Annotated in this window: 19 protein-coding genes; 17 read left to right on the top strand and 2 right to left on the bottom strand. The window is 64.1% G+C overall.

Annotated elements, in window-relative coordinates; all coding sequences use genetic code 11:
• Window positions 1-59: 59 nt before the first annotated feature.
• The 9 genes from sdhC to sucD all read left to right on the top strand — a co-directional run bounded on the left by sdhC (window position 60) and on the right by sucD (window position 11,671).
• The gene (sdhC, locus tag CYJ07_RS04745) at window positions 60-437 is read left to right on the top strand and encodes a succinate dehydrogenase, cytochrome b556 subunit (protein WP_197038255.1); all 378 of its coding nucleotides are present in this window, start codon (window positions 60-62) and stop codon (window positions 435-437) included.
• Window positions 431-778 carry a succinate dehydrogenase, hydrophobic membrane anchor protein gene (gene sdhD, locus CYJ07_RS04740; protein WP_104202528.1) on the top strand — a complete coding sequence of 116 codons (348 nt, stop codon included), beginning with the start codon at window positions 431-433 and terminating at the stop codon, window positions 776-778. Before sdhC ends, sdhD begins: the two co-directional genes overlap by 7 nt.
• A gap of 3 nt (window positions 779-781) precedes the next feature.
• Complete coding sequence (gene sdhA, locus CYJ07_RS04735; RefSeq protein ID WP_104202527.1) at window positions 782-2,554, top strand: succinate dehydrogenase flavoprotein subunit; 1,773 nt, start codon at window positions 782-784, stop codon at window positions 2,552-2,554.
• A 13-nt stretch (window positions 2,555-2,567) separates the two neighbouring features.
• Window positions 2,568-3,272 (top strand): succinate dehydrogenase iron-sulfur subunit, encoded by a 705-nt coding sequence (locus CYJ07_RS04730; RefSeq protein WP_104202526.1) that lies wholly within the window; start codon window positions 2,568-2,570, stop codon window positions 3,270-3,272.
• A 252-nt stretch (window positions 3,273-3,524) separates the two neighbouring features.
• Complete coding sequence (locus CYJ07_RS04725; RefSeq protein WP_104202525.1) at window positions 3,525-6,359, top strand: 2-oxoglutarate dehydrogenase E1 component; 2,835 nt, start codon at window positions 3,525-3,527, stop codon at window positions 6,357-6,359.
• Window positions 6,360-6,401: 42 nt separating this feature from the next.
• Window positions 6,402-7,985 carry a 2-oxoglutarate dehydrogenase complex dihydrolipoyllysine-residue succinyltransferase gene (gene odhB, locus CYJ07_RS04720; RefSeq protein ID WP_104202524.1) on the top strand — a complete coding sequence of 528 codons (1,584 nt, stop codon included), beginning with the start codon at window positions 6,402-6,404 and terminating at the stop codon, window positions 7,983-7,985.
• A gap of 51 nt (window positions 7,986-8,036) precedes the next feature.
• Window positions 8,037-9,476, top strand: coding sequence for a dihydrolipoyl dehydrogenase (gene lpdA / locus CYJ07_RS04715; protein WP_104202523.1), 1,440 nt, complete (start codon window positions 8,037-8,039; stop codon window positions 9,474-9,476).
• A gap of 156 nt (window positions 9,477-9,632) precedes the next feature.
• Entirely contained in the window at window positions 9,633-10,799 is a 1,167-nt protein-coding gene (sucC, locus tag CYJ07_RS04710; RefSeq protein ID WP_104202522.1) for an ADP-forming succinate--CoA ligase subunit beta, read from the top strand.
• Entirely contained in the window at window positions 10,799-11,671 is an 873-nt protein-coding gene (sucD, locus tag CYJ07_RS04705; RefSeq protein ID WP_104202521.1) for a succinate--CoA ligase subunit alpha, read from the top strand. Before sucC ends, sucD begins: the two co-directional genes overlap by 1 nt.
• Before the next feature lie 83 nt (window positions 11,672-11,754).
• Here sucD and CYJ07_RS04700 read toward each other — a convergent pair whose 3' ends face one another.
• Complete coding sequence (locus CYJ07_RS04700; protein WP_104202520.1) at window positions 11,755-13,614, bottom strand: calcium-binding protein; 1,860 nt, start codon at window positions 13,612-13,614, stop codon at window positions 11,755-11,757.
• A 420-nt stretch (window positions 13,615-14,034) separates the two neighbouring features.
• On the opposite strand from CYJ07_RS04700, the gene CYJ07_RS04695 reads away from it, so the two are divergent.
• The 5 genes from CYJ07_RS04695 (at window position 14,035) to CYJ07_RS04675 (ending at window position 20,066) form a co-directional block, all read left to right on the top strand.
• Window positions 14,035-15,798 (top strand): type I secretion system permease/ATPase, encoded by a 1,764-nt coding sequence (locus tag CYJ07_RS04695; RefSeq protein WP_104202644.1) that lies wholly within the window; start codon window positions 14,035-14,037, stop codon window positions 15,796-15,798.
• A gap of 8 nt (window positions 15,799-15,806) precedes the next feature.
• A complete protein-coding gene (locus CYJ07_RS04690) occupies window positions 15,807-17,111 on the top strand; it encodes an HlyD family type I secretion periplasmic adaptor subunit (protein WP_231489535.1) in 1,305 nt (434 codons plus the stop codon).
• A gap of 85 nt (window positions 17,112-17,196) precedes the next feature.
• Window positions 17,197-18,078: an urea carboxylase-associated family protein gene (locus tag CYJ07_RS04685; RefSeq protein ID WP_104202518.1), complete on the top strand. Its 882-nt coding sequence runs from the start codon at window positions 17,197-17,199 to the stop codon at window positions 18,076-18,078.
• Between the two features lie 183 nt (window positions 18,079-18,261).
• Window positions 18,262-18,678 carry a CopG family transcriptional regulator gene (locus CYJ07_RS04680; protein ID WP_104202517.1) on the top strand — a complete coding sequence of 139 codons (417 nt, stop codon included), beginning with the start codon at window positions 18,262-18,264 and terminating at the stop codon, window positions 18,676-18,678.
• Between the two features lie 23 nt (window positions 18,679-18,701).
• A complete protein-coding gene (locus CYJ07_RS04675; protein ID WP_104202516.1) occupies window positions 18,702-20,066 on the top strand; it encodes an extracellular catalytic domain type 1 short-chain-length polyhydroxyalkanoate depolymerase in 1,365 nt (454 codons plus the stop codon).
• 84 nt (window positions 20,067-20,150) lie between these two features.
• Here CYJ07_RS04675 and CYJ07_RS04670 read toward each other — a convergent pair whose 3' ends face one another.
• A complete protein-coding gene (locus CYJ07_RS04670) occupies window positions 20,151-22,091 on the bottom strand; it encodes an exoribonuclease II (protein WP_104202643.1) in 1,941 nt (646 codons plus the stop codon).
• Window positions 22,092-22,318: 227 nt separating this feature from the next.
• Between CYJ07_RS04670 and CYJ07_RS04665 the strand changes: the two genes are divergently transcribed.
• The 3 genes from CYJ07_RS04665 to CYJ07_RS04655 are packed head-to-tail and all read left to right on the top strand — an operon-like array spanning window position 22,319 to window position 25,184.
• Entirely contained in the window at window positions 22,319-23,053 is a 735-nt protein-coding gene (locus CYJ07_RS04665) for a GntR family transcriptional regulator (RefSeq protein WP_104202515.1), read from the top strand.
• Window positions 23,054-23,061: 8 nt separating this feature from the next.
• Window positions 23,062-24,165 carry an N-acetylglucosamine-6-phosphate deacetylase gene (gene nagA, locus CYJ07_RS04660; protein ID WP_104202514.1) on the top strand — a complete coding sequence of 368 codons (1,104 nt, stop codon included), beginning with the start codon at window positions 23,062-23,064 and terminating at the stop codon, window positions 24,163-24,165.
• On the top strand, window positions 24,165-25,184 hold the full coding sequence (locus tag CYJ07_RS04655) for an SIS domain-containing protein (RefSeq protein WP_104202513.1): 1,020 nt from the start codon (window positions 24,165-24,167) through the stop codon (window positions 25,182-25,184). The genes nagA and CYJ07_RS04655 overlap by 1 nt, the downstream gene beginning before the upstream one ends.
• Window positions 25,185-25,216 lie beyond the last annotated feature (32 nt).

Raw genomic sequence — 25,216 nt, 5'->3', positions numbered from 1 at the left:
GCCCGCTCACGCCTGGTCCCACTGGTGGCAGAGCGAGCCAAGAGAGTGTGTATAGAGCCGTGAATAGCAAACGACCCGTCAACCTCGACCTCACCACGATACAGTTCCCACTTCCCGCCCTGACGTCGATCACCCATCGCATCACCGGCGTCATCCTGTTCATTGGCCTCATCTTTGCCTTCTGGGCGCTCGACAAATCCCTGTCGTCGCCGGAAGGATTCGAGGCCGTGAGGGATGCGCTGGCGCATAATTTCCTGGCGAAGCTGATCGCCTGGGGTCTGCTGTCGGCCCTGGCATTCCATTTCGTTGCCGGTATCAACCATATGCTGATGGATGCCGGTTACGGCGTAACCCTGGAAGGGGGCGTCAAGAAGGCACAGGCCACCGTGGTCCTCAGTGCCGTCCTGGTCATTCTGGCGGGAGTCTGGGTATGGTAACCAACATCACCAATCTGGGTCGCAGCGGCCTTTCCGACTGGCTGCTTCAACGCGTCACGGCGATCATCCTGGCGCTCTATACGGTCTTCATCGTCGCGTACCTGCTGTTCAACCCTGGGCTCGACTACGCCACCTGGAACAACTTATTTGCCCAGACCTGGATGCGGATCTTCTCTCTGTTGGCCTTCATCTCTCTTGCCGCGCACGCCTGGATCGGTCTGTGGACCGTGACCACCGACTATCTCAAGTCGACGCCCATCCGCCTCGGCACCCAGGTCGTCATCATCCTGGCCATTTTCGTGTTCCTGGTCTGGGGCATCCAAGTTCTGTGGGGAGCCTGATTCATGCCTAACATGCGTACCTTGTCCTACGATGCCATCATCATCGGTGGCGGCGGCTCCGGCCTGCGTGCCGCGCTCGAGCTGGCCAAGTCCGGCAAGAAGACAGCCGTGCTGTCCAAGGTCTTCCCGACTCGCTCGCACACCGTCTCCGCCCAGGGCGGCATTACCTGTGCCATCGCTTCCGCCGATCCCAACGACGACTGGCGCTGGCACATGTACGACACCGTCAAGGGTGGCGACTACATCACCGATCAAGATGCGGCCGAGTACATGTGTTCCGAGGGGCCCAAGGCCGTCTTCGAGCTGGAGCACATGGGACTGCCGTTCTCGCGATTCGATAACGGTCGCATCTACCAGCGTCCGTTCGGTGGTCAATCGAAGAATTTCGGCGAGGGCGGCCAGGCGGCCCGCACCTGTGCGGCGGCCGACCGTACCGGCCATGCCCTGCTGCACACCCTCTACCAGAACAACCTGAAGAACAACACCACGTTCCTCAACGAGTGGTTCGCGGTCGATCTGGTGAAGAACGCCAACGGCGACGTGGTGGGCTGCATCGCCATGTGCATCGAGACCGGCGAAGTGGTGCACGTCCAGTCCAAGGCCACCGTCATGGCCACCGGCGGTGCCGGACGTATCTACGCCTCCACGACCAACGCCCTGATCAATACCGGTGACGGCATCGGCATGGCGCTGCGTGCCGGCTTCCCGATGCAGGACATGGAGATGTGGCAGTTCCATCCCACCGGCATCTACGGTGCGGGTGTGCTCGTGACCGAGGGTTGTCGCGGCGAAGGCGGCTACCTGGTCAACAAGGACGGCGAGCGCTTCATGGAGCGCTATGCGCCCAACGCCAAGGATCTCGCCGGACGCGACGTGGTGGCGCGTTCCATGGTCATGGAGATCCTCGAGGGCCGTGGCTGCGGCGAGAAGGGCGACCATGTCTTCCTCAAGCTCGATCATCTGGGCGAAGAGGTGCTCAACAAGCGCCTGCCGGGCATCAGCGAGCTGTCGAAGATCTTCGCCCACGTCGATCCGACCAATGCGCCGATTCCGGTGGTGCCGACCTGCCACTACATGATGGGCGGTATTCCGACCAACGTGCATGGCCAGGCGATCATGCAGGACGCCGACGGCAACGATCACATCATCAATGGCCTGTTCGCCTGCGGCGAGGCGGCCTGCGTTTCGGTGCACGGTGCCAACCGCCTGGGCGGCAACTCGCTGCTCGACCTGGTGGTGTTCGGCCGCGCGGCCGGCATATTCATCGAAGGCGCACTCAACGAGGGTATCGATTACCTCGGTGCCACCGATTCCGATATCGAAACGGCCATGAAGCGCATCACGCGCTGGAACGAATCCACCGGCGGCGAGTCTGTAGCCGATCTCAAGACCGAGCTGCAGAGCATCATGCAGAACTCCTTCGGCGTGTTCCGCCAGGAGGAGCACATGCAGGAGGGCGTCAAGCAGTTGGCCGACCTGCGCGGTCGCATCGGCGAGGCGCATCTGGTCGACAAGTCCGGTGCCTTCAACACCGCTCGCGTCGAGGCGCTCGAACTCGACAACCTGATGGAAGTGGCCGAAGCCACCGCCATCGCGGCCCTGGAACGCAAGGAGAGCCGTGGCGCGCATTCCCGCTACGACTACCCGGATCGCGATGACGCCAACTGGCTGAAGCACTCCATGTACTTCCCGGCCGAAAAGCGGGTCGGCAAGCGCGACGTCAACTTCAAGCCGAAGACCGTCGACACCTTCGAGCCGAAAATCCGTACTTACTAAGGGGAGTCACGAGATGCTTCAGGTATCTATTTACCGCTACAACCCGGAAACCGACTCCGCGCCCTACATGCAGGAGTATCAGCTGGACACCCAGGGCCGCGACCTGATGGTTCTGAACGTGTTGGAGATGCTCAAGGCCGAGGACACCACCCTGGCCTTCCGTCGCAGCTGTCGCGAAGGTGTATGCGGCTCCGACGGCATGAACATGAACGGCAAGAACGGCCTGGCCTGCATCACTTCGCTGTCCGATGTGGTCAAGGACAACAAGCTGGTGCTGCGCCCGCTGCCCGGCCTCCCGGTGGTGCGCGACCTGGTTGTCGACATGGGGCTGTTCTACAAGCAGTTCGAGCGCATGCAGCCGTATCTGCAGAACGATACCCCGGCGCCGGCGATCGAGCGCCTGCAGTCGCCGGAGGATCGCGACAAGCTCGACGGTCTCTATGAGTGCATCCTGTGTGCCTGCTGTTCGACTTCCTGCCCGTCGTTTTGGTGGAATCCGGACAAGTTCGTCGGCCCGGCCGGCCTGTTGCAGGCCTACCGCTTCCTGGCGGACTCGCGCGATACCGCGACGCGAGAGCGCCTTGCCGGACTGGAGGATCCGTTCAGCGTGTTCCGCTGTCGCGGCATCATGAACTGCGTCGCGGTATGCCCCAAAGGGCTCAACCCGACCCGCGCGATCGGAAAGATCCGCGACATGCTACTCGCGAATGCCACTTAAATCGTGGCGCGGGGCTTGCTATCATAGCGGCCCATGCCAGACCGCGACGTCGTGTCGCGGTCGGCTCGCGATCAGCAGGACGAGAGCCGGTGCCACAGGTACCGGCTCTCGACCATGGATTGCAAGGATTCCGGCCTCACGGCTGGAACCGCCGGGAAGAGAAGACGCCCTTCCGGCAGGGCACCAGCCAAGCCGTCGCGGCTGGCCCGTGACGGCGCCGACAACACCCCATCAGTGTAGGGTGACCGAGAGATGCAACAAGGCATAATGGAGTTGATGTGGAACAGCTCCCATGTGAGCGGCAGCAACGTTCACTATGTGGAAGCGCTCTACGAGCAATACCTCGCCGACCCAGGTTCCGTGCCCAATGAGTGGCGGACCTACTTCGATCAACTGCCGAGCGTCGATGGCGGCGCCGGTCATGATGTCCCCCTAAGCCCTGTCCGCGATCAGTTCCAGCAACTGGCGCGCGCACGTCGTACCGCCGCCACCGCCGGTGGTACCGACAGCGGCGAGAGCAAGAAGCAGGTCAAGGTGCTGCAGTTGATCAACGCCTACCGCTTCCGGGGCCACCAGAAGGCCGACATCGATCCGCTCAAGCTGCGCAGCCAAGCCCCCATACCCGACCTCGACCTCTCTTTTCACCAACTGTCAAAGGCCGATCTGGATACCGAATTCCAGACCGGCTCTTTCTTTCTGGGGATAGACAAGGCGCCGCTGCGCGAGATCGTCGAGGCGCTGGAGCAGACCTACTGCCGCTCCATCGGCTGCGAGATCATGCATATCGTCGATACCGAGGAGAAGCGCTGGCTGCAACAGCGCTTCGAATCGGTTCGCTCGGCACCCAAATACAGTGACGAGGTGCGTAAGCACCTGCTCGAGCGCCTGACCGCGGCCGAGGGGCTGGAGAACTACCTGGCCTCCAAGTATCCAGGTACCAAACGCTTCGGTCTCGAGGGCGGCGAGTCGTTCATTCCGATGATGGACGAGCTGATCCAGCGAGGCGGTGGCTACGGGATCAAGGAAATGGTCATCGGCATGGCGCACCGCGGTCGCCTCAACCTGCTGGTCAATATCCTCGGCAAGAATCCCTCCGAACTGATCGACGAGTTCGACGGCAAGAAGCTGATCGAGCGTGGCTCCGGTGACGTCAAGTACCACCAGGGTTTCAGCTCCAACGTTATGACGCCGGGCGGCGAAGTTCATCTGGCGCTGGCCTTCAACCCCTCCCACCTGGAGATCGTCTCGCCAGTGGTCGAGGGTTCGGTACGTGCCAGGCAGGATCGTCGCGACGATTACGAAGGCACCAAGGTCTTGCCGATCAACGTGCACGGCGATGCCGCCTTCGCCGGGCAGGGCGTGGTCATGGAAACCTTCCAGATGTCCCAGACCCGGGCTTACAAGACCGGCGGCACGGTGCACATCGTCATCAACAACCAGGTCGGTTTCACCACCTCGCACCCGCAGGACACACGTTCCACGGAGTACTGCACCGATATCGCCAAGATGGTCCAGGCGCCGATCTTTCACGTCAACGGCGACGACCCGGATGCCGTGCTGCACGCCACCCAGGTGGCGCTGGACTACCGCCAGCAGTTCAGGAAGGACGTGGTAATCGATCTGGTGTGCTACCGCCGTCGCGGCCATAACGAGGCCGACGAACCCTCCGGCACTCAGCCGCTGATGTACCGCAAGATCAAGGAGCATCCCTCCTCGCGCTCCCTCTACGTTCAGCGACTGGTCGAGCAGGGCGTCGTCACCGAGGACGAGGCTCAGGCAATGATCGAGACCTATCGCGAGGACCTGATGGCCGGCAATCACGTGGCCAACGCCCTCGTGCAGGAGCCCAATACCTCGCTGTTCGTCGACTGGAAGCCCTATCTCGGCCATGAGTGGAGCGGCTATGCCGATACCGGTGTCGAGATGAAGCGCCTGCAGCGCCTGGCGGCGCGCATGTGCGAGATTCCCGACGGCGTCGAAGTGCAGCGACAGGTGGCCAAGATCTACGAGGACCGTCGCAAGATGCAGGCCGGTGGCCTGGGCCTGAACTGGGGCTTCGCCGAGACGTTGGCCTACGCCACACTGCTCGACGAGGGCCACCCGGTGCGCATCACCGGCCAAGACGTGGGGCGCGGCACCTTCTCCCACCGTCACGCGGTGGTGCACAACCAGAAGGACGGCACGACATACGTGCCGCTGCAGCATATGTCCGACGGTCAGCCGCGCTTCACCATCCACGACTCCTTCCTCTCCGAGGAGGCGGTGCTGGCATTCGAGTACGGCTATTCCACCACGGCCCCCAACGACCTGGTGATTTGGGAAGCGCAGTTCGGTGACTTCTTCAACGGCGCCCAGGTGGTGGTCGACCAGTTCATCTCGTCGGGTGAGACCAAATGGGGTCGCCTGTGCGGTCTGACCATGCTGCTGCCCCACGGCTACGAGGGACAGGGGCCCGAGCACTCCTCAGCCCGTCTCGAGCGTTTCCTGCAAATGTGCGCCGAGCACAACATGCAGGTCTGTGTACCGACCACCCCGGGGCAGATCTTCCACCTACTGCGCCGTCAGGTCATTCGCCCGCTGCGCAAGCCGCTGGTAGTGATGTCGCCCAAGAGCCTGCTGCGCCACAAGGAGGCGGTTTCGAGCCTCGACGATCTGGCCAATGGCCATTTCCACATGGTGCTCCCGGACCAGGGCAACCTCGATCCCCAGCAGGTCAAGCGCGTCGTCATGTGTGCCGGCAAGGTCTACTACGACCTGGCGGCCTGGCGTGCCGAGAACGAGCGCGCCGATACCGCCATCGTGCGCATCGAGCAGCTCTATCCCTTCCCCAAGGAGGAGCTGTTCGAGGCACTCAAGGCCTACGTCAACCTCGAAACCGTGGTCTGGTGCCAGGAGGAGCCGCTCAACCAGGGCGCCTGGTATTCGAGCCAGCACCACATGCGGACCGTGGCCGACATGCTCAAGAACGGCCTGGGTGGCGAGCTCAAGTTCGCCGGACGCCCGGCATCGGCGGCACCCGCAGCGGGCTACATGTCCGTGCACACCGAACAGCAGCGCCAGCTGGTGGAAGACGCCTTCAATATCTGAGGCACCCCACCGGGACGAGAGAGAACATACAAGGGAAACGACATGGCTACCGAGATCAAAGCGCCCACCTTTCCGGAATCCGTTGCTGAAGGCAGCGTGGCTGCCTGGCACAAGAAGCCGGGAGACAGCGTCGAGCGCGATGAGCTGATCGTCGAGATCGAGACCGACAAGGTGGTGCTCGAGGTGGTGGCGCCGGAGGCGGGGACGCTGTCCGAGGTACTGGCCGAAGAGGGCGACACCGTGCAGTCCGAGCAGGTGCTGGGCAGGATCGGGGAAGGCGGCGCCAAGGGCGACGAGAAGAAGAGCGAGAAGAAGAACGATAAGGCCGGCGCCCAGGCCGAACAGAAGAGTGAGGCCAAGAAGAGTGAGGCCAAAGCGGAGCCCGAGAGCGCACCGGCAGCCGGCGGCCAGAGCCACGAGGTGAAGGCGCCGACCTTCCCGGAATCTATTCAGGAAGGCACCGTGGCCACCTGGCACAAGAAGGTGGGGGAGGCGGTGAAGCGCGACGAGGTGCTGGCCGACATCGAGACCGACAAGGTGGTGCTCGAGGTGGTTGCTCCTGCCGATGGCGCAATTGCCGAGATCAAGGCGGAAGAGGGCAGCCAGGTCGCGTCCGAGGCCGTGCTGGCGATCTTCACCGAGGGGGCCGGAGGTGCCGATACGGCAGCCGATGAGACGCCGGCGGCTTCCGCCGACGACGGTGCCAGTGACGAGAAGGTCGGTGACAAGATCTTGGCCCCGGCTGCGCGCAAGCTGGTGGCCGAGCACGATCTCGACGTCAACAAGATCGAAGGCACCGGCAAGGGTGGACGTATCCTCAAGGAGGATGTCCAGCGCGCCGTCAATGAGGGCAGCGCCAAGAAGGCCGCGAAGCCGGCCGCTGCCCCCAAGCAGGCTGCGGCTGCCGCGCCGGTCGTCGAGGGCGAGCGCCCCGAGAAGCGCGTGCCGATGAGCCGCCTGCGTCAGACCATCGCCAAGCGCCTGGTCCAGGCCCAGCAGACCGCCGCCATGCTGACCACCTACAACGAGGTGGACATGGGCGCGGTGATGGAGCTGCGCTCGCAGTACAAGGACACCTTCCTCAAGGCCCACGACGTCAAGCTCGGCTTCATGGGCTTCTTCGTCAAGGCGGCGTCCGAAGCGCTCAAGCGTTTCCCCGACGTCAATGCCTCCATCGACGGCACCGACATTGTCTATCACGGCTATCAGGATATCGGCGTGGCCGTCTCCACCGACCGAGGTCTGGTGGTGCCGGTGCTGCGCGATACCGACAGCATGAAGATCGCCGACGTCGAGAAGGGCATCGTCGACTTCGGCAAGCGTGCGCGTGACGGCAAGCTCGGCATCGACGAGATGCAGGGCGGCACTTTCACCATTACCAACGGCGGCATCTTCGGCTCGCTGATGTCGACGCCGATCCTCAATCCGCCGCAGACCGCCATCCTGGGCATGCACAAGATCCAGGAGCGTCCCATGGCGGTGAACGGCAAGGTCGAGATCCGTCCGATGATGTACCTGGCCCTGTCATACGATCACCGCATGATCGATGGCAAGGATGCGGTGCAGTTCCTGGTCACGCTCAAGGAGCTGCTCGAGGATCCGGCGCGCCTGTTGCTGGACATTTGAAGGCGCCCCGATTCAACGGACTAAACGCGAACCGATCAACAGGAAAACCACATGGCCGATAAATTTGATGTGATCGTCATCGGTGCGGGCCCCGGGGGCTACGTGGCCGCCATTCGTGCTGCACAAATGGGGCTGAAGACCGCCTGCGTCGAGAAGTGGGTCAACAAGGAAGGCAAGACCGTTCATGGTGGCACCTGCCTGAACGTGGGCTGCATTCCCTCCAAGGCGCTGCTCGAGACGTCCCACAAGTTCGTCGAAGCGCGCGATCACTACGAAGAGATCGGCATCGAGGTGGGCGAGCCCAAGCCCAACGTCGCCAAGATGCTGGAATTCAAGAACTCCGTCATCGCCAAGAACGTCGGCGGCATCAGCGCTCTGTTCAAGGCCAATGGCGTCACTTCACTGGAGGGCGCCGGCAAGGTGGTAGCCTCCAAGCAGGTCGAAGTCACCGGCCACGATGGCGAGAAGACCACCTATGAGGCCGACAATATCGTCATCGCCGCAGGTTCTGTGCCGGTGGAGATCCCGCCGACCCCGCTGCACGAGGACATCGTCGTCACTTCTACCGGTGCGCTGGAGTTCACCGAAGTGCCGAAGCGCCTGGGCGTGATCGGCGCCGGCGTCATCGGTCTCGAGCTGGGCAGCGTATGGAGCCGCCTGGGCGCCGAGACCGTCGTGCTCGAAGCCATGGATACCTTCCTGCCGATGGTCGATACCGCCATCGCCAAGGAGACCCAGAAGCTGCTCAAGAAGCAGGGCCTGGACATCAAGCTCGGCGCGCGGGTCACCGGCTCCGAGGTCAAGGGCAACGAGGTGGTGGTCAAGTACAGCGACGGCAATGGCGACCAGGAGCTGACCTTCGACAAGCTGATCGTCTGCGTCGGACGCCGCCCGTACACCAAGGGCGTCATCGCCGACGATGTGGGCGTCGGTCTCGACGAGCGCGGTTTCATCCACGTCGACGACCAGTGCCGTACCAGCGTGCCGGGTATCTACGCCATCGGCGACTGCGTGCGCGGGCCAATGCTGGCGCACAAGGCCTCCGAAGAGGGCGTGATGGTGGCCGACATCATCGCCGGCCATAAAGCCGAAATGAACTACGACGCCATCCCCAGCGTGATCTACACCTCGCCCGAAGTGGCCTGGGTCGGCATGACGGAGCAGGACGCCAAAGCCAAGGGGATCGAGGTCAAGACCGGCTCCTTCCCGTTCTCGGCCAACGGCCGGGCTCTGGCCAACAATGCCCCCGAGGGCATGGCCAAGATCATTGCCGACGCCGAGACCGATCGCATCCTGGGTATGCACATCGTCAGCCAGCATGCCGGTGAACTGATCGCCCAAGGCGTGATCGCCATGGAATTCGGCTCCAGCGCCGAGGATCTGGCGCTGACCTGTTACGCGCATCCAAGCACCGCCGAAGCCATCCATGAGGCGGCCCTGGCGGTCGACGGACACGCGATCCACATGGCCAACCGCAAGAAGCGCAAGTAAGCCAGTTCGCCAAGAGGGACAACAAGCGCCATCCAGCGGATGGCGCGTCGTGCCCGGCCATGTATCGGGTGCGAACGGGGGTAACCCGACATCGACCGCCGCCGGCGGTCATTCGCGGTTGCCATTCGAGTCACATGCAACCAATGGCATGAATCGATGAACCTTCACGAGTATCAAGGCAAGCAGCTGTTTGCTGATTACGGTCTGCCGGTATCCAAGGGCTTCGCAGTCGATACCCCCGAGGAAGCGGCGGAAGCATGCAAGAAGATCGGCGGCGACATGTGGGTGGTCAAGGCCCAGGTCCACGCCGGTGGCCGCGGCAAGGCCGGCGGCGTCAAGCTGATCAAGAGCCCCGAGGAGGCCAAGGCCTTTGCCGAGCAGTGGCTGGGCAAGAACCTGGTGACCTACCAGACCGACGAGAAGGGACAGCCGGTCGCCAAGATCCTGGTCGAGAACTGCACCGACATCGCCAATGAGCTCTATCTGGGCGCGGTGGTCGATCGTGCCACACGTCGCGTGGTGTTCATGGCTTCCACCGAGGGTGGCGTCGAGATCGAGAAGGTCGCCGAGGAAACTCCCGAGAAGATCCTCAAGGCCGAGATTGATCCGCTGGTCGGCGCGCAGCCGTATCAGGCGCGTGAGCTGGCCTTCGCCCTGGGACTGAAAGGCGACCAGGTCAAGCAGTTCACCAAGATCTTCCTGGGCCTGTCGCGCCTGTTCCACGAGAAGGACCTGGCGCTGCTCGAGATCAATCCGCTGGTGATCACCGACGAAGGCAACCTGCACTGCCTCGACGCCAAGCTCAACCTGGACAGCAACGCCCTGTACCGCCATCCGGACCTGCAGGCGATGCGCGACCCGTCCCAAGAGGACGAGCGCGAGGCCGAAGCCGCCGCGTGGGAACTGAACTACGTGGCCCTGGAAGGCAACATCGGCTGCATGGTCAACGGTGCCGGTCTGGCCATGGGCACCATGGACATCATCAAGCTCAACGGCGGCCAGCCGGCCAATTTCCTCGACGTGGGCGGCGGTGCGACCAAGGAGCGTGTGGCGGAAGCCTTCAAGCTGATCCTCTCCGACGACTCCGTCAAGGCGGTGCTGGTCAACATCTTCGGCGGCATCGTGCGCTGCGACATGATCGCCGAGGGCATCATCGGGGCGGTCGAGCAGGTCGGCGTGAACGTGCCGGTGGTGGTGCGTCTCGAAGGTAACAACGCCGAGCTGGGCGCCGAGAAACTGGCCTCCAGCGGTCTGAACATCATCGCTGCTACCAGCCTGACCGATGCGGCTCAGCAGGTCGTCAAGGCAGCGGAGGGCAAGTAATGAGCATCCTGATCGACAAGAACACCAAGGTCATCTGCCAGGGCTTTACCGGTGGGCAGGGGACCTTCCATTCCGAACAGGCGATCGCCTACGGCACCAAGATGGTCGGTGGCGTGACCCCGGGCAAGGGCGGCCAGGAGCACCTGGGCCTGCCGGTGTTCAACACCGTCAAGGAAGCGGTCGAGAAGACCAGTGCCGAGGCCAGCGTGATCTACGTCCCGGCTGCCTTCTGCAAGGACTCGATCCTCGAGGCCGCCAACGCCGGCATCAAGCTGATCGTGTGCATCACCGAAGGCATTCCGACGCTGGACATGCTCGACGTCAAGGTAAAGTGCGACGAGCTGGGTGTGCGCCTGATCGGCCCGAACTGCCCCGGCGTGATCACCCCGGGCGAGAGCAAGATCGGCATCATGCCGGGCCACATCCACAAGCCGGGTCGGGTCGGTATCGTGTCGCGCTCCGGCACCCTGACCTATGAGGCGGTCAAGCAGACCACCGACCACGGCTTCGGCCAGTCCACCTGCGTGGGCATCGGCGGCGATCCGATCCCGGGCTCCAACTTCATCGACATCCTCGAGATGTTCGAGAAGGACCCGAAGACCGAGGCGATCGTGATGATCGGCGAGATCGGCGGTACCGCCGAGGAAGAAGCCGCGGCCTTCATCAAGGCCAACGTGACCAAGCCGGTGGTGTCCTACATCGCCGGTGTCACCGCGCCTCCGGGCAAGCGCATGGGCCATGCCGGTGCCATCATCTCCGGTGGCAAGGGTACGGCTGACGAGAAGTTCGCCGCGCTGGAAGACGCCGGCGTGCGTACCGTCCGCTCGCTGGCCGAAATCGGCGATGCGCTGAAGGACGTGACCGGCTGGTAAGCCGACAGGCGAACCGCCGAATGCAAAGGGCGCCCTTCGGGGCGCCCTTTTTCATGGCTTCGTGTGGCTTTTGCGCGTCATGCTCAGCCGAGCAGGCCGAGATCACTGCCATCGTGCATGCCGAGCAGCGCGACGTCCTGGCCATCCGAGGCGGCGATGGCATCGGGCGTGGGCTCGTCGCCATAGGCGCGGTAGGCGAAGCGCCATGCCTCCCCGGGAGCTAGCTCGCCCGTGTCGTCGTCGCGGATGTGGTAGGCATCGCCGTCGCGGCTCAGCTCGCCGTTCCACAGGGTGTCGATCGTGTCGTCGGTCTCCAGGCGCAGCTCGGGGGCCGCAATAGACTCATCAGTCACGTTCTCGACGAAGATCTCGGCGACATAGCCGTCATCCCAGCGCCGCTTCGTGCTGCCCGCGACCAACAGTTCGATGCCATCGCCCACCAAGCCGGTGGGGATGGCGTTGCCGTCGAGGATGCGATCGGCTTCGGGAACCTCGAGTGCGGTGGTCTGAAAGGTACCGCGCGATGCCGTGTGCAGCACGGTGCCGTCATCGAAGCTGACGAACTCCACGTCCTCGAGCGTATCGACCGCTCCCTTGTCGCTGCGTATCGTGACACGGTCGCCGTCGAAATCGACCTGGTAGGCATCGATCGCACGGGCGTAGCGCACCGTATCCATACCATCTCCACCCACCATGCGATCGTCGCCGTCGTACCAGTCGTCCCCGGGGCCGCCCTCCAGCACGTCGTGGCCGGCGCCGCCGAACAGCGTGTCGTGGCCCAGCCCACCATTGAGATAGGCGCCGTCGTCGCTGCCTTGAAGCGCATCGCTGCGCCGCGAGCCCTGCACGTAGTCGAAGCGCACTTCGTTGGCGTCGGGGTCGGTGACGGCGCCGAAGCTCTCTCCGCCGGCATTGACCCAGAGCGTGGGGGAGAGTTCGTCGGCATCGGCATTGCGGACGGCTTGCGCCACCCTGACCTGATTGTCATGGTCGCGTCCGCCGTGGAAGTTGATGTCGCGGTCGGTGAAGTCGACCTCGATCTCATTGCCCACCGAGGAGCGCCAGGAGGCAAACAGCACGCCATGCCGCATGCCGCTGTCCTCGAGATGGCTGAAGCTGCCGTCGTAGCTCTCCTTCAGCTCGAAGCCGTAGCCGTTGCCGCCGCTGCCCTTGTTGAGGGCTCCCTCGGCACGTAGCGAGTCGGCTTCGACATCCAGTGAGCGGGCGAAATGGAAAGCCGTCGAGGGCCCGTTCTCGACCGCGACATCCTTCAGTCGTGCATCGAGAGTGCCATCCAGGCGGATGGCCTGATAATCGGTCAGGTCGCTTCGGGTGTTCGAGAATGCCGAAGCGTCGGGAGTGCCCAGTTCGTAGTCGACGGTAAATCCCTCGAGAGATACGTCATCCACAGGCACGAGTCGTTCCAGCTTGGCCTGGCCTCCGGCAAAATCGAAATGCGCGCCGCGATCAAGCGTGATGGTATCGCCGTTCACGGCATCGACCTTGGCCATGCTGGTACGCAGCTCGGCATGTGCCTGCTTGCGCCAGGAGGTGTCGCCGATCGCATCGAGAAACGCCGTGTCGTTATCCTCCCAGATCCGCACCGTATCGCCTCGCTCCAGGCCATGCTCGGCATCGAGCCTGACGTTCCGCTCGCCTTCGTCAAGGTCGGCGGCGAGCGTGCCGAGCGTCACGCCTCGCATATCGCCTTGGACGCTGATGCCGAAGCGGTCGCCATCGTCGAGAGCCGCATCGGTAAACGTCAGCGTGGTGGAGTCGGCACCCGCTCCCTTGAGGGTGACATCGGAGCGCTGGATGCGCAGGGCCTGGTCGAGCCGGTAGCCGCCTGACGCCAGAAGCAGAGTCGATTCGCTCGGGGCGGTATCGATCAGCTCCTGGAGTTCTCGGGCCGATGTCCCGCGGGCGACATCGATGGTCGGCATGTTGGTTCCTCCTGTGAGTAATGCCCGGCCCCGTGGCGGCAGTCGTTGCATGACAACGTGGCGGACGCGTGGGGCCATACGATCGTGCAAAGGCGATGCCGTCGCACGCTTCGCTGCGCATGCTAATGAGCTTGGAATGAGTAACAAGAGCACCCGATCGAGGTTCGCGGGGAAGAGCGCCGCTTTTTTACATTTAATCGGGCGACCGAATTCGTCGGTTTCGGTATTCAATTGAATCGTAGGAGATTTTCATGCCGGGGCTCGGGAACGGCTTTTTGCCTCGCTTACGCTTCTCTATCGCCCTGTAACAAAAAGAATAATAAGTTAGCCGATAGCCCCACGGACGGTTTGCTAGTGTGTCGTTTCGCAAGCTAAGCGAGACGGCTTGCGGTGTCCCATCATTTCGACGCAGTGAACATCATGTCCCCAAAACCTCGAAGCGACTTCCAGCACGCGCTGAGTCTCTGTCGTCCCGCTCTGCTATGGGTTGCCGCCTTCAGCCTGTTCATCAACCTGCTGATGCTGACACCGGCCCTGTACATGCTGCAGGTCTACGACCGGGTCATAACCAGCGGCAGTAAGGAAACCCTGCTCATGCTGACCCTGGTGGCGGGCTTTCTGCTGGCGGTCATGGTGGGGCTGGAACTGGTGCGTTCGCGGTTGCTGGTGAGGGTGGGCAATCATCTCGATACCCTGGTGAGCGGCCGCCTGTATCGCGTCATGTTCGCCCGAGGGCTGGCATCGCCGGGAGAGGGGAGCGGTCAGCCCCTCGATGATCTCAGGACGGTGCGCCAGTTCATTTCCGGCAATGGCTTGTTCGCCTTCTTCGATGCGCCCTGGGTGCCCATCTATCTGGCCATCCTGTTCGTGTTCAACGTGTGGTTCGGGGTCTTCGCGACCGGTGCGGGACTGCTGCTGCTGGGGCTGGCGATCATCAACGAGAAGGTTTCCAAGCGTCTGTTGGCCGAAGCCGGACACGAACACATTCAGGCCCAAGCGCAGGCCGACAGTAACCTGCGCAACGCCGAGGTTCTGCACGCGATGGGAATGCTGTCTTCGATCATGAGGCGCTGGGAAGCCCGGCACGTGGCGGCATTGGTCAAGCAATCCCAGGCCAGCGATCGCAGCAGCGGGCTGAGCAACCTGTCCAAGGGGCTGCGCATCCTGGCGCAATCGTTGATCCTCGGATTGGGCGCGCTGCTGGTGCTGGATGCGAGCATTACGCCGGGCATGATGATCGCTGCGTCGATCATCATGGGACGTACGCTGGCGCCTATCGACCAGATGATCGGCAGCTGGAAGAGCTTCGTCGGCTGTCGGGACGCCTACTACCGGCTCGACGCGCTGTTTCTCGACATGCCGACGGAGACGCGTCGCTTGTCGTTGCCCGCGCCCAAGGGGGAAATCGCGGTCGAAACCCTGACACTGGTGCCGCCGGGGGCCGCGAAACCGGCCCTGCGCGAACTCGACTTTCGGATCGCGCGTGGCGAACACGTGGGAATCATCGGGCCGAGTGCGGCGGGCAAGACCACCCTGGCGCGCGCCCTGCTGGGCATCTGGCCGCCCGAGTCGGGCGCGGTTCGGCTCGACGGCGCCGACCTGAGGCACTGGAATCGGGACGAACTGGGGCCCCATGTGGGCTATCTGCCCCAGGACATCGAACTCTTCGATGGCACGATCGGCGAGAACATCGCTCGTTTCGGGGAGGTCGACGACGCGCAGGTCGTCGCGGCCGCGAAGAGAGCGGGCGTGCATGAGATGATTCTGCGCCTGCCTGAGGGCTACGAGACGCGTATCGGCGCCGTCAGCGGTGCGGTCTCACGTGGCCAGCGCCAGCGGATCGGCCTGGCGCGGGCGCTGTATGGCAGGCCCGTGCTCGTCGTTCTCGACGAGCCCAATGCCAATCTCGACGATGCCGGCGAGCGGGCGCTGGCCGAGGCGCTGCGTCAGCTCAAGGCGGAAGGCACGACGCTGTTCGTGATTAGCCACCGGCGCAGCGTACTGGCCGAGGTCGACAAGCTGCTGGTACTGGGCGACGGAAAACTCCGCCTGCTGGGACCTCGCGAAGAAGTTCTGGCACGCCTCGCTCCGCCAAGGCGCAAGCAGGCGGCGTCCGGCAAGGCGTCCCAGTATCGAGTGCCCTACGAGGGGCTGCCCGCAGGAGTCGGTGCGCCATGGAGATGAATCGGAACATGTCGCGATCCGCAACGGCCTTGCCGATCGATGGGCGTCGTTATCGCCGCCTGGGGCTGCTCATCCTGCTGGTCGCCTTGGGCGGATTCGGGGGTTGGGCACTGGCCGCCAACCTGGCGATTGCCGTCGTGGCCCCGGGCAAGGTGTCGGTCGCCTCGTTCAAGAAGACGGTACAGCACTATGAGGGCGGCATCGTCAGGGAGATTCGCGTCACCGACGGCGATCATGTCGAGGCCGGCGATGTGCTGGTGGTGCTCGACAATACCCGCGCCGCGTCGCAGCTTCAGGTGGCGAGGACCCAGTACTTGATCAATCGGGCCAGCGAAGTGCGTTTGACCGCCGAACTCGCCGAGGAGACGACCCTGTCGTTTCCCGAGGAGCTGCTTGAGAGCGATTCCCAGCGTGTCAACGAAGTGCTGGCGGTGCAGCACGGCCTGTTCTTCTCGAGGCGGCAGTCGCTGCTCAGCACCCTGGAAACGCTCGACCAGCAGACCCGCCAGTTCGAGGAGCAGCGTGAAGGGTTGCAGGCCCTGGTCGAGTTCAATCGCCAGCAGATCGACTCGCTGCGCGAGGAGGCGGGTGACCTGCGCAACCTGTTCGAGCGAGGCCTGGGAGATCGCCAGCGATTGCGCGAGCTGGAGCGGGACATCCTCGAGCTCGAGGGGGAAACCGCCCAGCAGCAGTCGGTCATCGCCCGCATCGCGGCTCAGATCAGCGAGAACGCGCTGCAGAAGCAGATCCGTCGGCAGGAGTTCCAGGCGGAGGCCGGCGAACAGCTGCGCGAGGTGCAGGAGCGCATCACCGATGCCGAGGAGCGGATCACGGCGCTGTCCGACGAAGTGCGCCGTACCACGGTAACCGCACCCGTGACCGGGACCGTGGTCGGCCTGCAGCTGCATACGCTCGGGGCGGTGATCGGCGCTGGCGATCCGATTCTGGACATCGTGCCCAGCGACGAGGGCTTCGTGGTCGAAGCGCGGGTACCGGTCAGCGATGTCGATAGCCTGTATGTCGGCCAGCCGGCCGAGGTCCGTTTCAGTGCCTTCAACCAGGGACTCACCCATGCCATCGGCGGTGAGGTGATCCATGTCTCGGCCGATAGCTTCGAGGACGAGAGCACCGGGCGTGACTACTATCGGGCTCGGGTACGCGTCACTGAGGAAGGTCGCGAGGAGATGGCCTCCGACATGCGGTTGCTGGCGGGCATGCCGGCCGAGGTCATGATCCATACCGGTGAGCGCACGTTCGCCAGCTATCTGATCAAGCCGATCGGCGATGTGCTGGCAAGGGCCATGCGCGATTAGAGAGACGCACCGAACGTTGAGGCCGCGGTGAGCGGCTGGGACGACATGGGTTACGCTGAAGGGAACGTTCTTGAAGGAGGCTCCCATGCCCCAGGTTCCTGCCGCTTACCAGGCGACCCGAGGTTCGATCCTCGATGTCGATCGAAGTTTCTACGCTCGCTTGACCGACCCGGATGCTCGGGAGCGGGTCGATTCGCTGGTCGTGCCGATCCGCGACGGCCGCGCCTGGAAAGTGCCGGCTGGGCACGTGCTACGGCTCTCGACGCTCGAAGGCCCTCAGGTCGGCGATTTCAACCTTTGGCACCTGCATAACCCGCGCGAGCGTTTCTGGGCCTCGCGAACCCGCCAGCTGCAGCGCGCCCATGTCTCCACCTTCGATCGGTTATGGTCGACGCTGCCCTATCTGCGGCCCATGGCGACGATCATCGACGATACCCTGGCCGGCTATGGCGTGAACGGCAGCGGTGTCGACGAACAGGGCGGCCGCGTGCACGACCTGCTGGGTACGCGCTGCGATCCCTACGTCAATCGCCTGCTCACCGGCGAAGACTTCGACCATCACTGCCACTCCAATCTGGTGCGTGCCGTGCGCCCCTTCGGTCTCACCGAGTTCGACGTGCATGACGTGCTCAATGTCTTCCAATGCACGGGGCTCAACGAGGACGACCAGTACTTCATGAAGGCGTGCCCGGCAAGAGAGGGGGACTACCTTGAGCTGTTCGCCGAAATCGACCTGCTCTGCGCGCTTTCGTGCTGTCCGGGAGGGGATCTCTCGGTGGATCTATGGGGTCCCAACGCCGGTGATCCGCTGATGACCTGCCATCCCATTGGCGTTGAGGTGTTTCGCCTGGTTCCGTCCCTGCTCGAGGGCTGGCAACCACCTGAGTATGCCCCCTATCAGGGTGGGCATGGACTGCATGGCCCCGACATCGACTGGGCATCAGAGAAACGCCAGCGCGGCTTCTGAGCCATCTTGCTCCCAGCGCCCTTGTTGACGGCCCGCCTTATGGTGGGTCGTTTTCGTTTGCTCGCGCCTTGACGCTTCCTAAGTTTGGCCTGTACCATCCACATAGATGGTGTATGGATTACAGAAGGATGGTTAGGTGCGCCTAATCTCGTACTCCTTTACTTGAACAACGAGGCATAGCCCATGAGCGTGCATGAACTGCGCCGCAAGACCGGCGACACCAGCGAGAAGATCACCATCAACCTGGGGGTCGTCGACCTGGGGCAGATCGATCTGCTGGTCCAGGAAGGGTTCTATTCCAATCGCACCGATTTGATCCGCACGGCCATCCGCAACCAGTTGACGACCCATGCCGAGGTGGTCAAGGAAACCGTGACTCGCAAGGCATTCGTGCTGGGGCTCGAGCATTACAGCCGTGCGGATCTCGAGGCTCTGCAATCGGCCGGTGAGACGTTGCAGATTCAGGTCCTGGGAATGGCCAGCATTGCTGACGACGTTTCACCGGAGCTTGCCCGCGCCACCATCGAATCGGTGGTCGTGTTGGGGGCCCTGCATGCCAGCGCGGCGGTCAAGGCGGCCCTGGCGGATCGAATCCACTGAAGTACTCAATAGGGACATTGACGATGATCGACGCCACCACGACGCGACGAATGGAAGAAGCGACGCGGCTCACCCGCGCGGGTAAGCTGCACGAGGCCATGGCCATCCTCCAAGGTGCCATGCCGGATGGGAAGAGCGGAAAGAGGGGCGAGGAAACGCCGGATGAAGCCAACTCCGCGGGCAATACCTTCGAGGGGAACACCTTTGAGGGGAGCTGGCAGGTCGTTGACGAGGAGGTATCGGCGTCGAGGCCGGCGTCTGTCGAGTCGGGTTCGCACCGGACAGGCGAGTCATCAGCCGGAGCGGCATCATCCGCTGCGTTCGGCCACCCCCGTAGGGCGACCACCGGGGCGATCCCAGGCAGTGACCTTGGGCTTCCTTCTGCGTGGCGCGACAAGTGGCGCCAGTTGCGTGAGGCCGTGACGCAGCCCGAGCAGGCGCGCGGCGCCAACGAGGCAGCGGAGCCCGGCGCGTTCACCGTGGGTCGCTTTACCGATTATGCCGGCACGCGGGATTACAAGCTGTATCTCCCCAGCGGCTATCACGGCCAGGCATTGCCGTTGGTGGTCATGCTGCATGGCTGCACGCAGAATCCCGATGATTTCGCTGCTGGGACCAATATGAACCGGCTGGCCGAAGAGCAACTGTTCTGCGTGCTCTATCCGGCCCAGCCGATGAGTGCCAACAGTTCGAAGTGCTGGAACTGGTTCAAGGCGGAAGACCAGCAGCGCCAGAGAGGCGAGCCGGCCATCATTGCCGGCATGACCCGTCATGTGATCGATACGTACGAGCTCGATGCGAACCGGGTCTATGTCGCAGGGCTGTCGGCCGGTGGCGCCATGGCAACGACACTGGCGATGACCTATCCGGACCTCTATGCGGCGGTAGGCGTGCACTCCGGGCTGCCTCACGGCGTGGCCCAGAGTCTCCCCGATGCATTGGGGTTGATGAAAGGAGGCTCCGGTCCGCTGGCCGCCGCCTCATCGGTACGTGGGTCAACGCGGGTGTCGCGAGTGCCCGCCATGATATTCCACGGTGATCGCGACACGACGGTGCATCCCAGCAATGCGGACCGCGTCGCCGCTCAGTACGCCGCCTGGCGTGCGGCTGGCAAGACGGCGAGCGACCGAGAGGGCAGTACCGGGGTGAGCGTGGAACGGGGGCAGGTCCCCGATGGCTACGCCTATACGCGGACCAGTCATCGTGATGCGAACGGGCAGTCGTGCCTTGAGCAGTGGGTGATCCACGGTGCCGGCCATGCCTGGTCAGGGGGGGATGCTCACGGCTCTTATACGGACCCCAGGGGACCCGATGCGGCCAAGGAGATGCTGCGTTTCTTCTTGTCGCATGCCAATACCGTGGACCAGGCAGGTCCCAGCACGGCCTGAGGGCTAGCATTACGGAAGGTCATCAGCAAGACAAACGCCTCGACACTTGTCGAGGCGTTCTAGTGCTGCCACCAGGAAACGGCTTTACACCGCGGGGCGAGCCACCAGCGAGCGGGTCTCCTCGCGCGCCTCGACCAGCGCCACGCGGATGACGTCACCCAACTTGTAGCGCTCTTCACCCTCGATCTGGATGCGGCCTTCCTTGTCGTCGATGACCACCTTGTCGCGGTCGCTGTGCAGCATCGGTGCCGGTACGAACGCCGTGGCGCCATTGGCGAGGAGGCGAACCCGCATGCCGCCGCGGCTGATGCCGAAGACTTCTGCCTCGAAGGTCTCCTGGGCTTCGGCGGCCGGGCTCAGATAGCGCACATAGAGCCAATCCTTGACGTCGCGTTCGGCCATGCGATTGAGGCGCCGGCGCTCGGTGAGCTGCTCGGTCAGTGCCTGGGTCGCCTCGGCCGGCGCCTGTTCACCCTTGAGCACGCGCTTGATCAAGCGATGATTGACCATATCGCCGTACTTGCGGATCGGCGAGGTCCAGGTGGCGTAGGCGGCCAGGCCCAGACCGAAGTGCGGGCCGGGGCGGGCCGACATGCTGGTGAACCCCTGGAAGCGGCGCAACCGGGCATCCAGCCAGGCATCGTCGCGGCTCTCCAGCGCGCGCTTGAGCTCCTTGTAGCGGGGCAGCTCCGACAGCGCTTCGAGCTCAATCTCGATCTTCTGAGCGGTAAGAAACTCATGGGCGGCCTCGGCCTTCTCCGGATCGAACGCTCGGTGCACGTTGAAGATGCCGTGACCCACGTGCTCGGCAAGAAAATGCGCGCAGCAGGCGTTGGCTGCGATCATCGACTCCTCGATCATGCGGTTGGCGATGCGCCGCTGCTCGATCCGCACGCCGAGCACGTTGCCGGCCTTGTCCAGATCGAACACGTAATCGGGACGATCCTTGAACACCAGGGCATGCTCGGCGCGCCAGGTGCTGCGCGCCTCGGTCATGTCCCGCAGAGCGCGTAGCTGCGGCGCGATCTCCTCCGTCGGTACCCATTCGTCCTGACCGTCCAACCAGTCAGACACGCGATCGTAAGCCAGCTTCGCCTGCGAGCGAACGGTAGCGGCGAAGAAGCGGTAGTCGCCAAGGCTGCCGTCTGGTTCTACCTCGAGAGCGCAGGCCAGCACCGGGCGCTCTTCGCCCTCGCGCAGCGAGCAGAGATCGTCGGCGAGCTGCTCGGGCAGCATAGTCACGTTCTGGCCCGGCAGGTAGACGGTGAAGGCACGGGTGCGCGCTTCCAGGTCGGCGGCGTGCCCCTCCTCGACGTAGGCCGTGGGGTCTGCAATCGCCACCGTCAGCCGCCAGCCGCCGCCCTCGCGCGGCTCGATGCGCAGGGCATCGTCCATATCGCGGGTCTTTTCGCTGTCGATGGTGAAGAACGGCTCGGCGGTGAGATCCTCACGCGTTAGCCCCTCGTCGCGCAGCGGCCAGTCATTGCCGGCTTCGGGGCATTCCTGCTCCAGGGCATGGCGCGCCAGTGTCACCCGCCACGGCACCGCCGGGTCGTCGGCTTTGGCTACCAGCTCGTCTATCTGAGTGAAGAAGGCGCGATCGTCGGGCTTGAGCGGGTGGCGTACCAGCCGAGCCACGACCCAGTCGGCGTCGCCGATGCTCGCCTCGTCGAGGCTGTTCTTGATGCGTGCCTTGAGCGCGTTCTTGATCGAGGGGTGGTCAGGGACCACTGCCAGGCGCCCTTCGCGCTTCTGTACTCGGGCGATGAAGCGGTCCAGGCCCGCTTCGATGAGCGTGTCGGGTTCGACTGAGGTCTTATCGCCGTTTTCGTGGATGACGGCTTGAACGCGATCGCCGTGCAGCACCTGCTTCATGGCCGGTGGTGGCACGAAATAGGACTGGCCGTCGTCGGTTTCGAGAAAGCCGAAGCCTTTGTCGGTGGCCTTGATCACGCCCTCGGCGCGGGGCGTGGTCTTGCGGATCTGTTGCTTGAGCTGGGCGAGCAGCGGGTTGTTCTGAAGCATGGTCACGAACGTGTGGCGGGGTAGGAGGGCCACTATACGGATTCCCGCAGCCGGCGCCAAACGCTCGCGCTGCGGTAGCGAAAAATCAAAGCGCTAATTCACCGGAAGAGCTGGCCCCGCTCTAGCCTGCCGGATTGTTCTGCGACCAAAGTTGCGGAAAATTGGTATTTGATTGGTATCTATGTGGGTCTATATTGGTACTACATTGGTTAGACGACGAGATACTCATGGACACTCGTTTTCAGCAGTTGCGGCTCGATCCCGCAGGGGCCACGCCGCTCTATCAACAGCTTGCCCGGCAGCTGGAACAAGCCATCGAGGCGGGAGCCTGGCAGGCGGGGGAAGCACTTCCCTCGGAGCGCAGCCTGGCCGAAACGCTCGCCGTGTCGCGCATCACGGCGCGCAAGGCCCTGGATCGGCTGGCCGAGCTGGGGCTCATACGCCGTAGCCGCGGTTCGGGCACCTTCATCACGCCACGCCTCAACCAATCCCTCACGCGGCTGGTGAGCTTCACCGAGATGCTCACCCAGCGCGGCTTTACGCCAAGCTCCCATTGGCTCTCCCGCAGCCTGGCGACTCCGAGTGCCGAAGAGAGCATGCGGCTGGGACTGGGTGCCGACGCGCGGGTGGCGCGACTCCGGCGGCTGCGCCTGGCGGACGACGTGGTGATGGCGGTGGAGGAGAGTTGCCTGCCTGCCTCGGTGCTGTCCGATCCGATGGCGGTGGAGACCTCGCTCTACGCCGTCATGGAGGCGGCCGGCAAGCCGGTGGTACGAGCCTTGCAGCATGTCACGGCGATCAACGCCGATGCCGAGCTGGCCGAGCTGGCCGAGGTACCCGGCGGTCAAGCGCTGCTGAAGATTACCCGCCTGGGGTATCTGGTCGACGGAACGGCGGCGGAACTCACCGTTACCTACTGCCGTACCGATTACTACGACTTCATGGTCGAACTGACTCGCTAGGGGTCAATATGTTCTATGGCAACATCCTGACGCCCGACGGCTGGCGCCTGGGCGAGGTCGAGTGGGAAGCAGGGCGCATCAGCCGCATCTCGGGCAAGCCGGTCGATCCGCAGGACAATGCGCATCCGCGCATCCTGCCGGGCTTCATCGACCTGCATGTCCATGGCGGCGGCGGCGCCGATACCATGGAAGGGGGCGAGGCGCTGGCGACCCTGGCCCGTACGCACGCACGCTTCGGTACCACCAGCCTACTGGCTACCACCATGACCGCACCCGAAGGGGAAATTCGCCGGGCATTGACGGCTGTTGCCGATTACATGGAGGCGCCTGCCGTCGATGCCACCCGCGTCCTGGGGGTGCATCTGGAGGGGCCTTATATCAACCCCGGCAAGCTAGGCGCCCAGCCTCCCCATGCGCGCCCAGGAGAGATTGCCGAGGTCGACGCATTGTGCGAACTGGCACCGATCCGACTGGTGACCCTGGCGCCGGAGCTGTGCGGTCACGGCGAATTGATTCGTCACCTGACGGCCCGCGGCATTCGCGTGCAGCTGGGGCATACCCTGGGCAGCTACGAGGAGGGCGTCGCTGCCCTCGGTCATGGCGCCTGTGGCTTCACCCACCTGTTCAATGCCATGACCGGGCTGCATCACCGCAAACCGGGCATGGTGGGGGCCGCCCTGGCCCACGCCGACTATGCCGAACTGATCCCCGACCTGCAGCACGTGCATCCCGGTGCCATTCGCGCCGCCTTGCGCTGCATTCCCTACCTCTATGCGGTCACCGACTCCACGGCCGCCGCCGGCATGCCCGACGGCGACTACCGCCTCGGCGAGCAGACCGTGACCAAGTGCCTGGGTGGCGTGCGCCTGGCCGACGGCACTCTAGCCGGCAGCACGCTGACCATGGACCAGGCGCTACGCAACCTGGTCCAACTCGGCCTGTCGCTGGCCGATGCATCCGCACGCCTGTCGCGCTTCCCTGCCGATTTCCTCGGCCTGGTCGAACACGGGCGGTTGACGGAAGGGGCCGTAGCGGACCTGGTCATGCTGGATGCTCGCCTCGACCTGCAGGCGGTCGTGATCGAAGGCCGCACCATCGAAGGAGGCCACTGATGTCCCTGATGCTCGAGGAAGCTCGCAATGCGCCCGAGCGCATTCGTGGGCAGTTGCCGCGCAACGCCACGATCCTGGCCGAACTCGGCGAGCGGCTGCGCCGCGACCCACCCAGGGCGGCAGTGACCGTGGCACGCGGCAGTTCGGACCACGCGGCCAGCTACTTCGCCTATCTGTGCATGCAGAGCCGCGGCATACCGGTGGCCTCGCTGCCGCTATCGCTCACCACCCTGGCCCGGGCGCCCTGGCGGCTCGAGGGGCAACTGGCGCTGGCGGTTTCGCAATCGGGGCAGAGCCCCGACCTGGTCGCCACTCAGCGCGCGCTCGGCGAGGCCGGCGCGCGCACGCTGGCGCTGGTCAATACCGCCGAATCGCCGTTGGGGGCGGTCAGCGACCTGGAAGTACCGCTCTACGCGGGCAACGAGAAGAGTGTCGCCGCCACCAAGAGCTACCTGGCGACACTCGCCGCCATGGCCCAACTGTTGGGCCACTGGAACCGGGATCGCGCCCTGCTGGACGCCCTGGAAAGCTTGCCCGAGCACCTGGGCCAGGCCCTGGCGCAGGATTGGTCGGCCGCGGTCGAGGCGCTGACAGGCTGCGACCGGTTGATGGTGATCGGCCGCGGCGCCGGACTGGCCGTGGCCCAGGAGGCGGCGCTCAAGTTCAAGGAAACCTGCGCCATCCAGGCCGAGGCCTTCAGCGGGGCCGAGGTGCGCCATGGCCCAATGGCGCTGATCGGCCCGGGCTACCCGGTGCTGGTGTTCGCCCCGCCGGGCACCGAACAGGCCGGGCTGCTGGAGCTCGCCGAGCGGCTCGAGAGCATCGGTGCGCAGGTGCTCCTGGCGGCGGACGAGTACGTGGCCAGGCGGCAATTGACGCTGGTCGATGCCGGCCATGATGCGCTTCAGCCGCTCTCGGCGATTCAGAGCTTCTACGTGATGGTGGCCAAACTGGCTGCGGCGCGGGGCAGCGATCCCGATCGACCCCGCCACCTCAACAAGGTGACCCGCACTCTCTGACGACGGCCGGGAGCCCCGGCGCACGCATAACA

The organism is Billgrantia saliphila, assembly GCF_002930105.1.
Lineage (GTDB): Bacteria > Pseudomonadota > Gammaproteobacteria > Pseudomonadales > Halomonadaceae > Halomonas > Halomonas saliphila.
Note: the sequence above shows the minus strand (reverse complement) of the source record. Positions and strands in the feature narration are given on the sequence as shown.

Coding starts and splice junctions, on each gene's coding strand:
- CYJ07_RS04690 (WP_231489535.1), top strand. CDS start 15,807: ATGTCGCGATCCGCAACGGCCTTGCCGATCGATGGGCGTCGTTATCGC.
- sdhA (WP_104202527.1), top strand. CDS start 782: ATGCCTAACATGCGTACCTTGTCCTACGATGCCATCATCATCGGTGGC.
- odhB (WP_104202524.1), top strand. CDS start 6,402: ATGGCTACCGAGATCAAAGCGCCCACCTTTCCGGAATCCGTTGCTGAA.
- CYJ07_RS04680 (WP_104202517.1), top strand. CDS start 18,262: ATGAGCGTGCATGAACTGCGCCGCAAGACCGGCGACACCAGCGAGAAG.
- lpdA (WP_104202523.1), top strand. CDS start 8,037: ATGGCCGATAAATTTGATGTGATCGTCATCGGTGCGGGCCCCGGGGGC.
- CYJ07_RS04695 (WP_104202644.1), top strand. CDS start 14,035: ATGTCCCCAAAACCTCGAAGCGACTTCCAGCACGCGCTGAGTCTCTGT.
- nagA (WP_104202514.1), top strand. CDS start 23,062: ATGTTCTATGGCAACATCCTGACGCCCGACGGCTGGCGCCTGGGCGAG.
- sucD (WP_104202521.1), top strand. CDS start 10,799: ATGAGCATCCTGATCGACAAGAACACCAAGGTCATCTGCCAGGGCTTT.
- sdhD (WP_104202528.1), top strand. CDS start 431: ATGGTAACCAACATCACCAATCTGGGTCGCAGCGGCCTTTCCGACTGG.
- sucC (WP_104202522.1), top strand. CDS start 9,633: ATGAACCTTCACGAGTATCAAGGCAAGCAGCTGTTTGCTGATTACGGT.
- CYJ07_RS04670 (WP_104202643.1), bottom strand. CDS start 22,091: ATGCTTCAGAACAACCCGCTGCTCGCCCAGCTCAAGCAACAGATCCGC.
- CYJ07_RS04685 (WP_104202518.1), top strand. CDS start 17,197: ATGCCCCAGGTTCCTGCCGCTTACCAGGCGACCCGAGGTTCGATCCTC.
- CYJ07_RS04655 (WP_104202513.1), top strand. CDS start 24,165: ATGTCCCTGATGCTCGAGGAAGCTCGCAATGCGCCCGAGCGCATTCGT.
- CYJ07_RS04675 (WP_104202516.1), top strand. CDS start 18,702: ATGATCGACGCCACCACGACGCGACGAATGGAAGAAGCGACGCGGCTC.
- CYJ07_RS04730 (WP_104202526.1), top strand. CDS start 2,568: ATGCTTCAGGTATCTATTTACCGCTACAACCCGGAAACCGACTCCGCG.
- CYJ07_RS04725 (WP_104202525.1), top strand. CDS start 3,525: ATGCAACAAGGCATAATGGAGTTGATGTGGAACAGCTCCCATGTGAGC.
- CYJ07_RS04665 (WP_104202515.1), top strand. CDS start 22,319: ATGGACACTCGTTTTCAGCAGTTGCGGCTCGATCCCGCAGGGGCCACG.
- CYJ07_RS04700 (WP_104202520.1), bottom strand. CDS start 13,614: ATGCCGACCATCGATGTCGCCCGCGGGACATCGGCCCGAGAACTCCAG.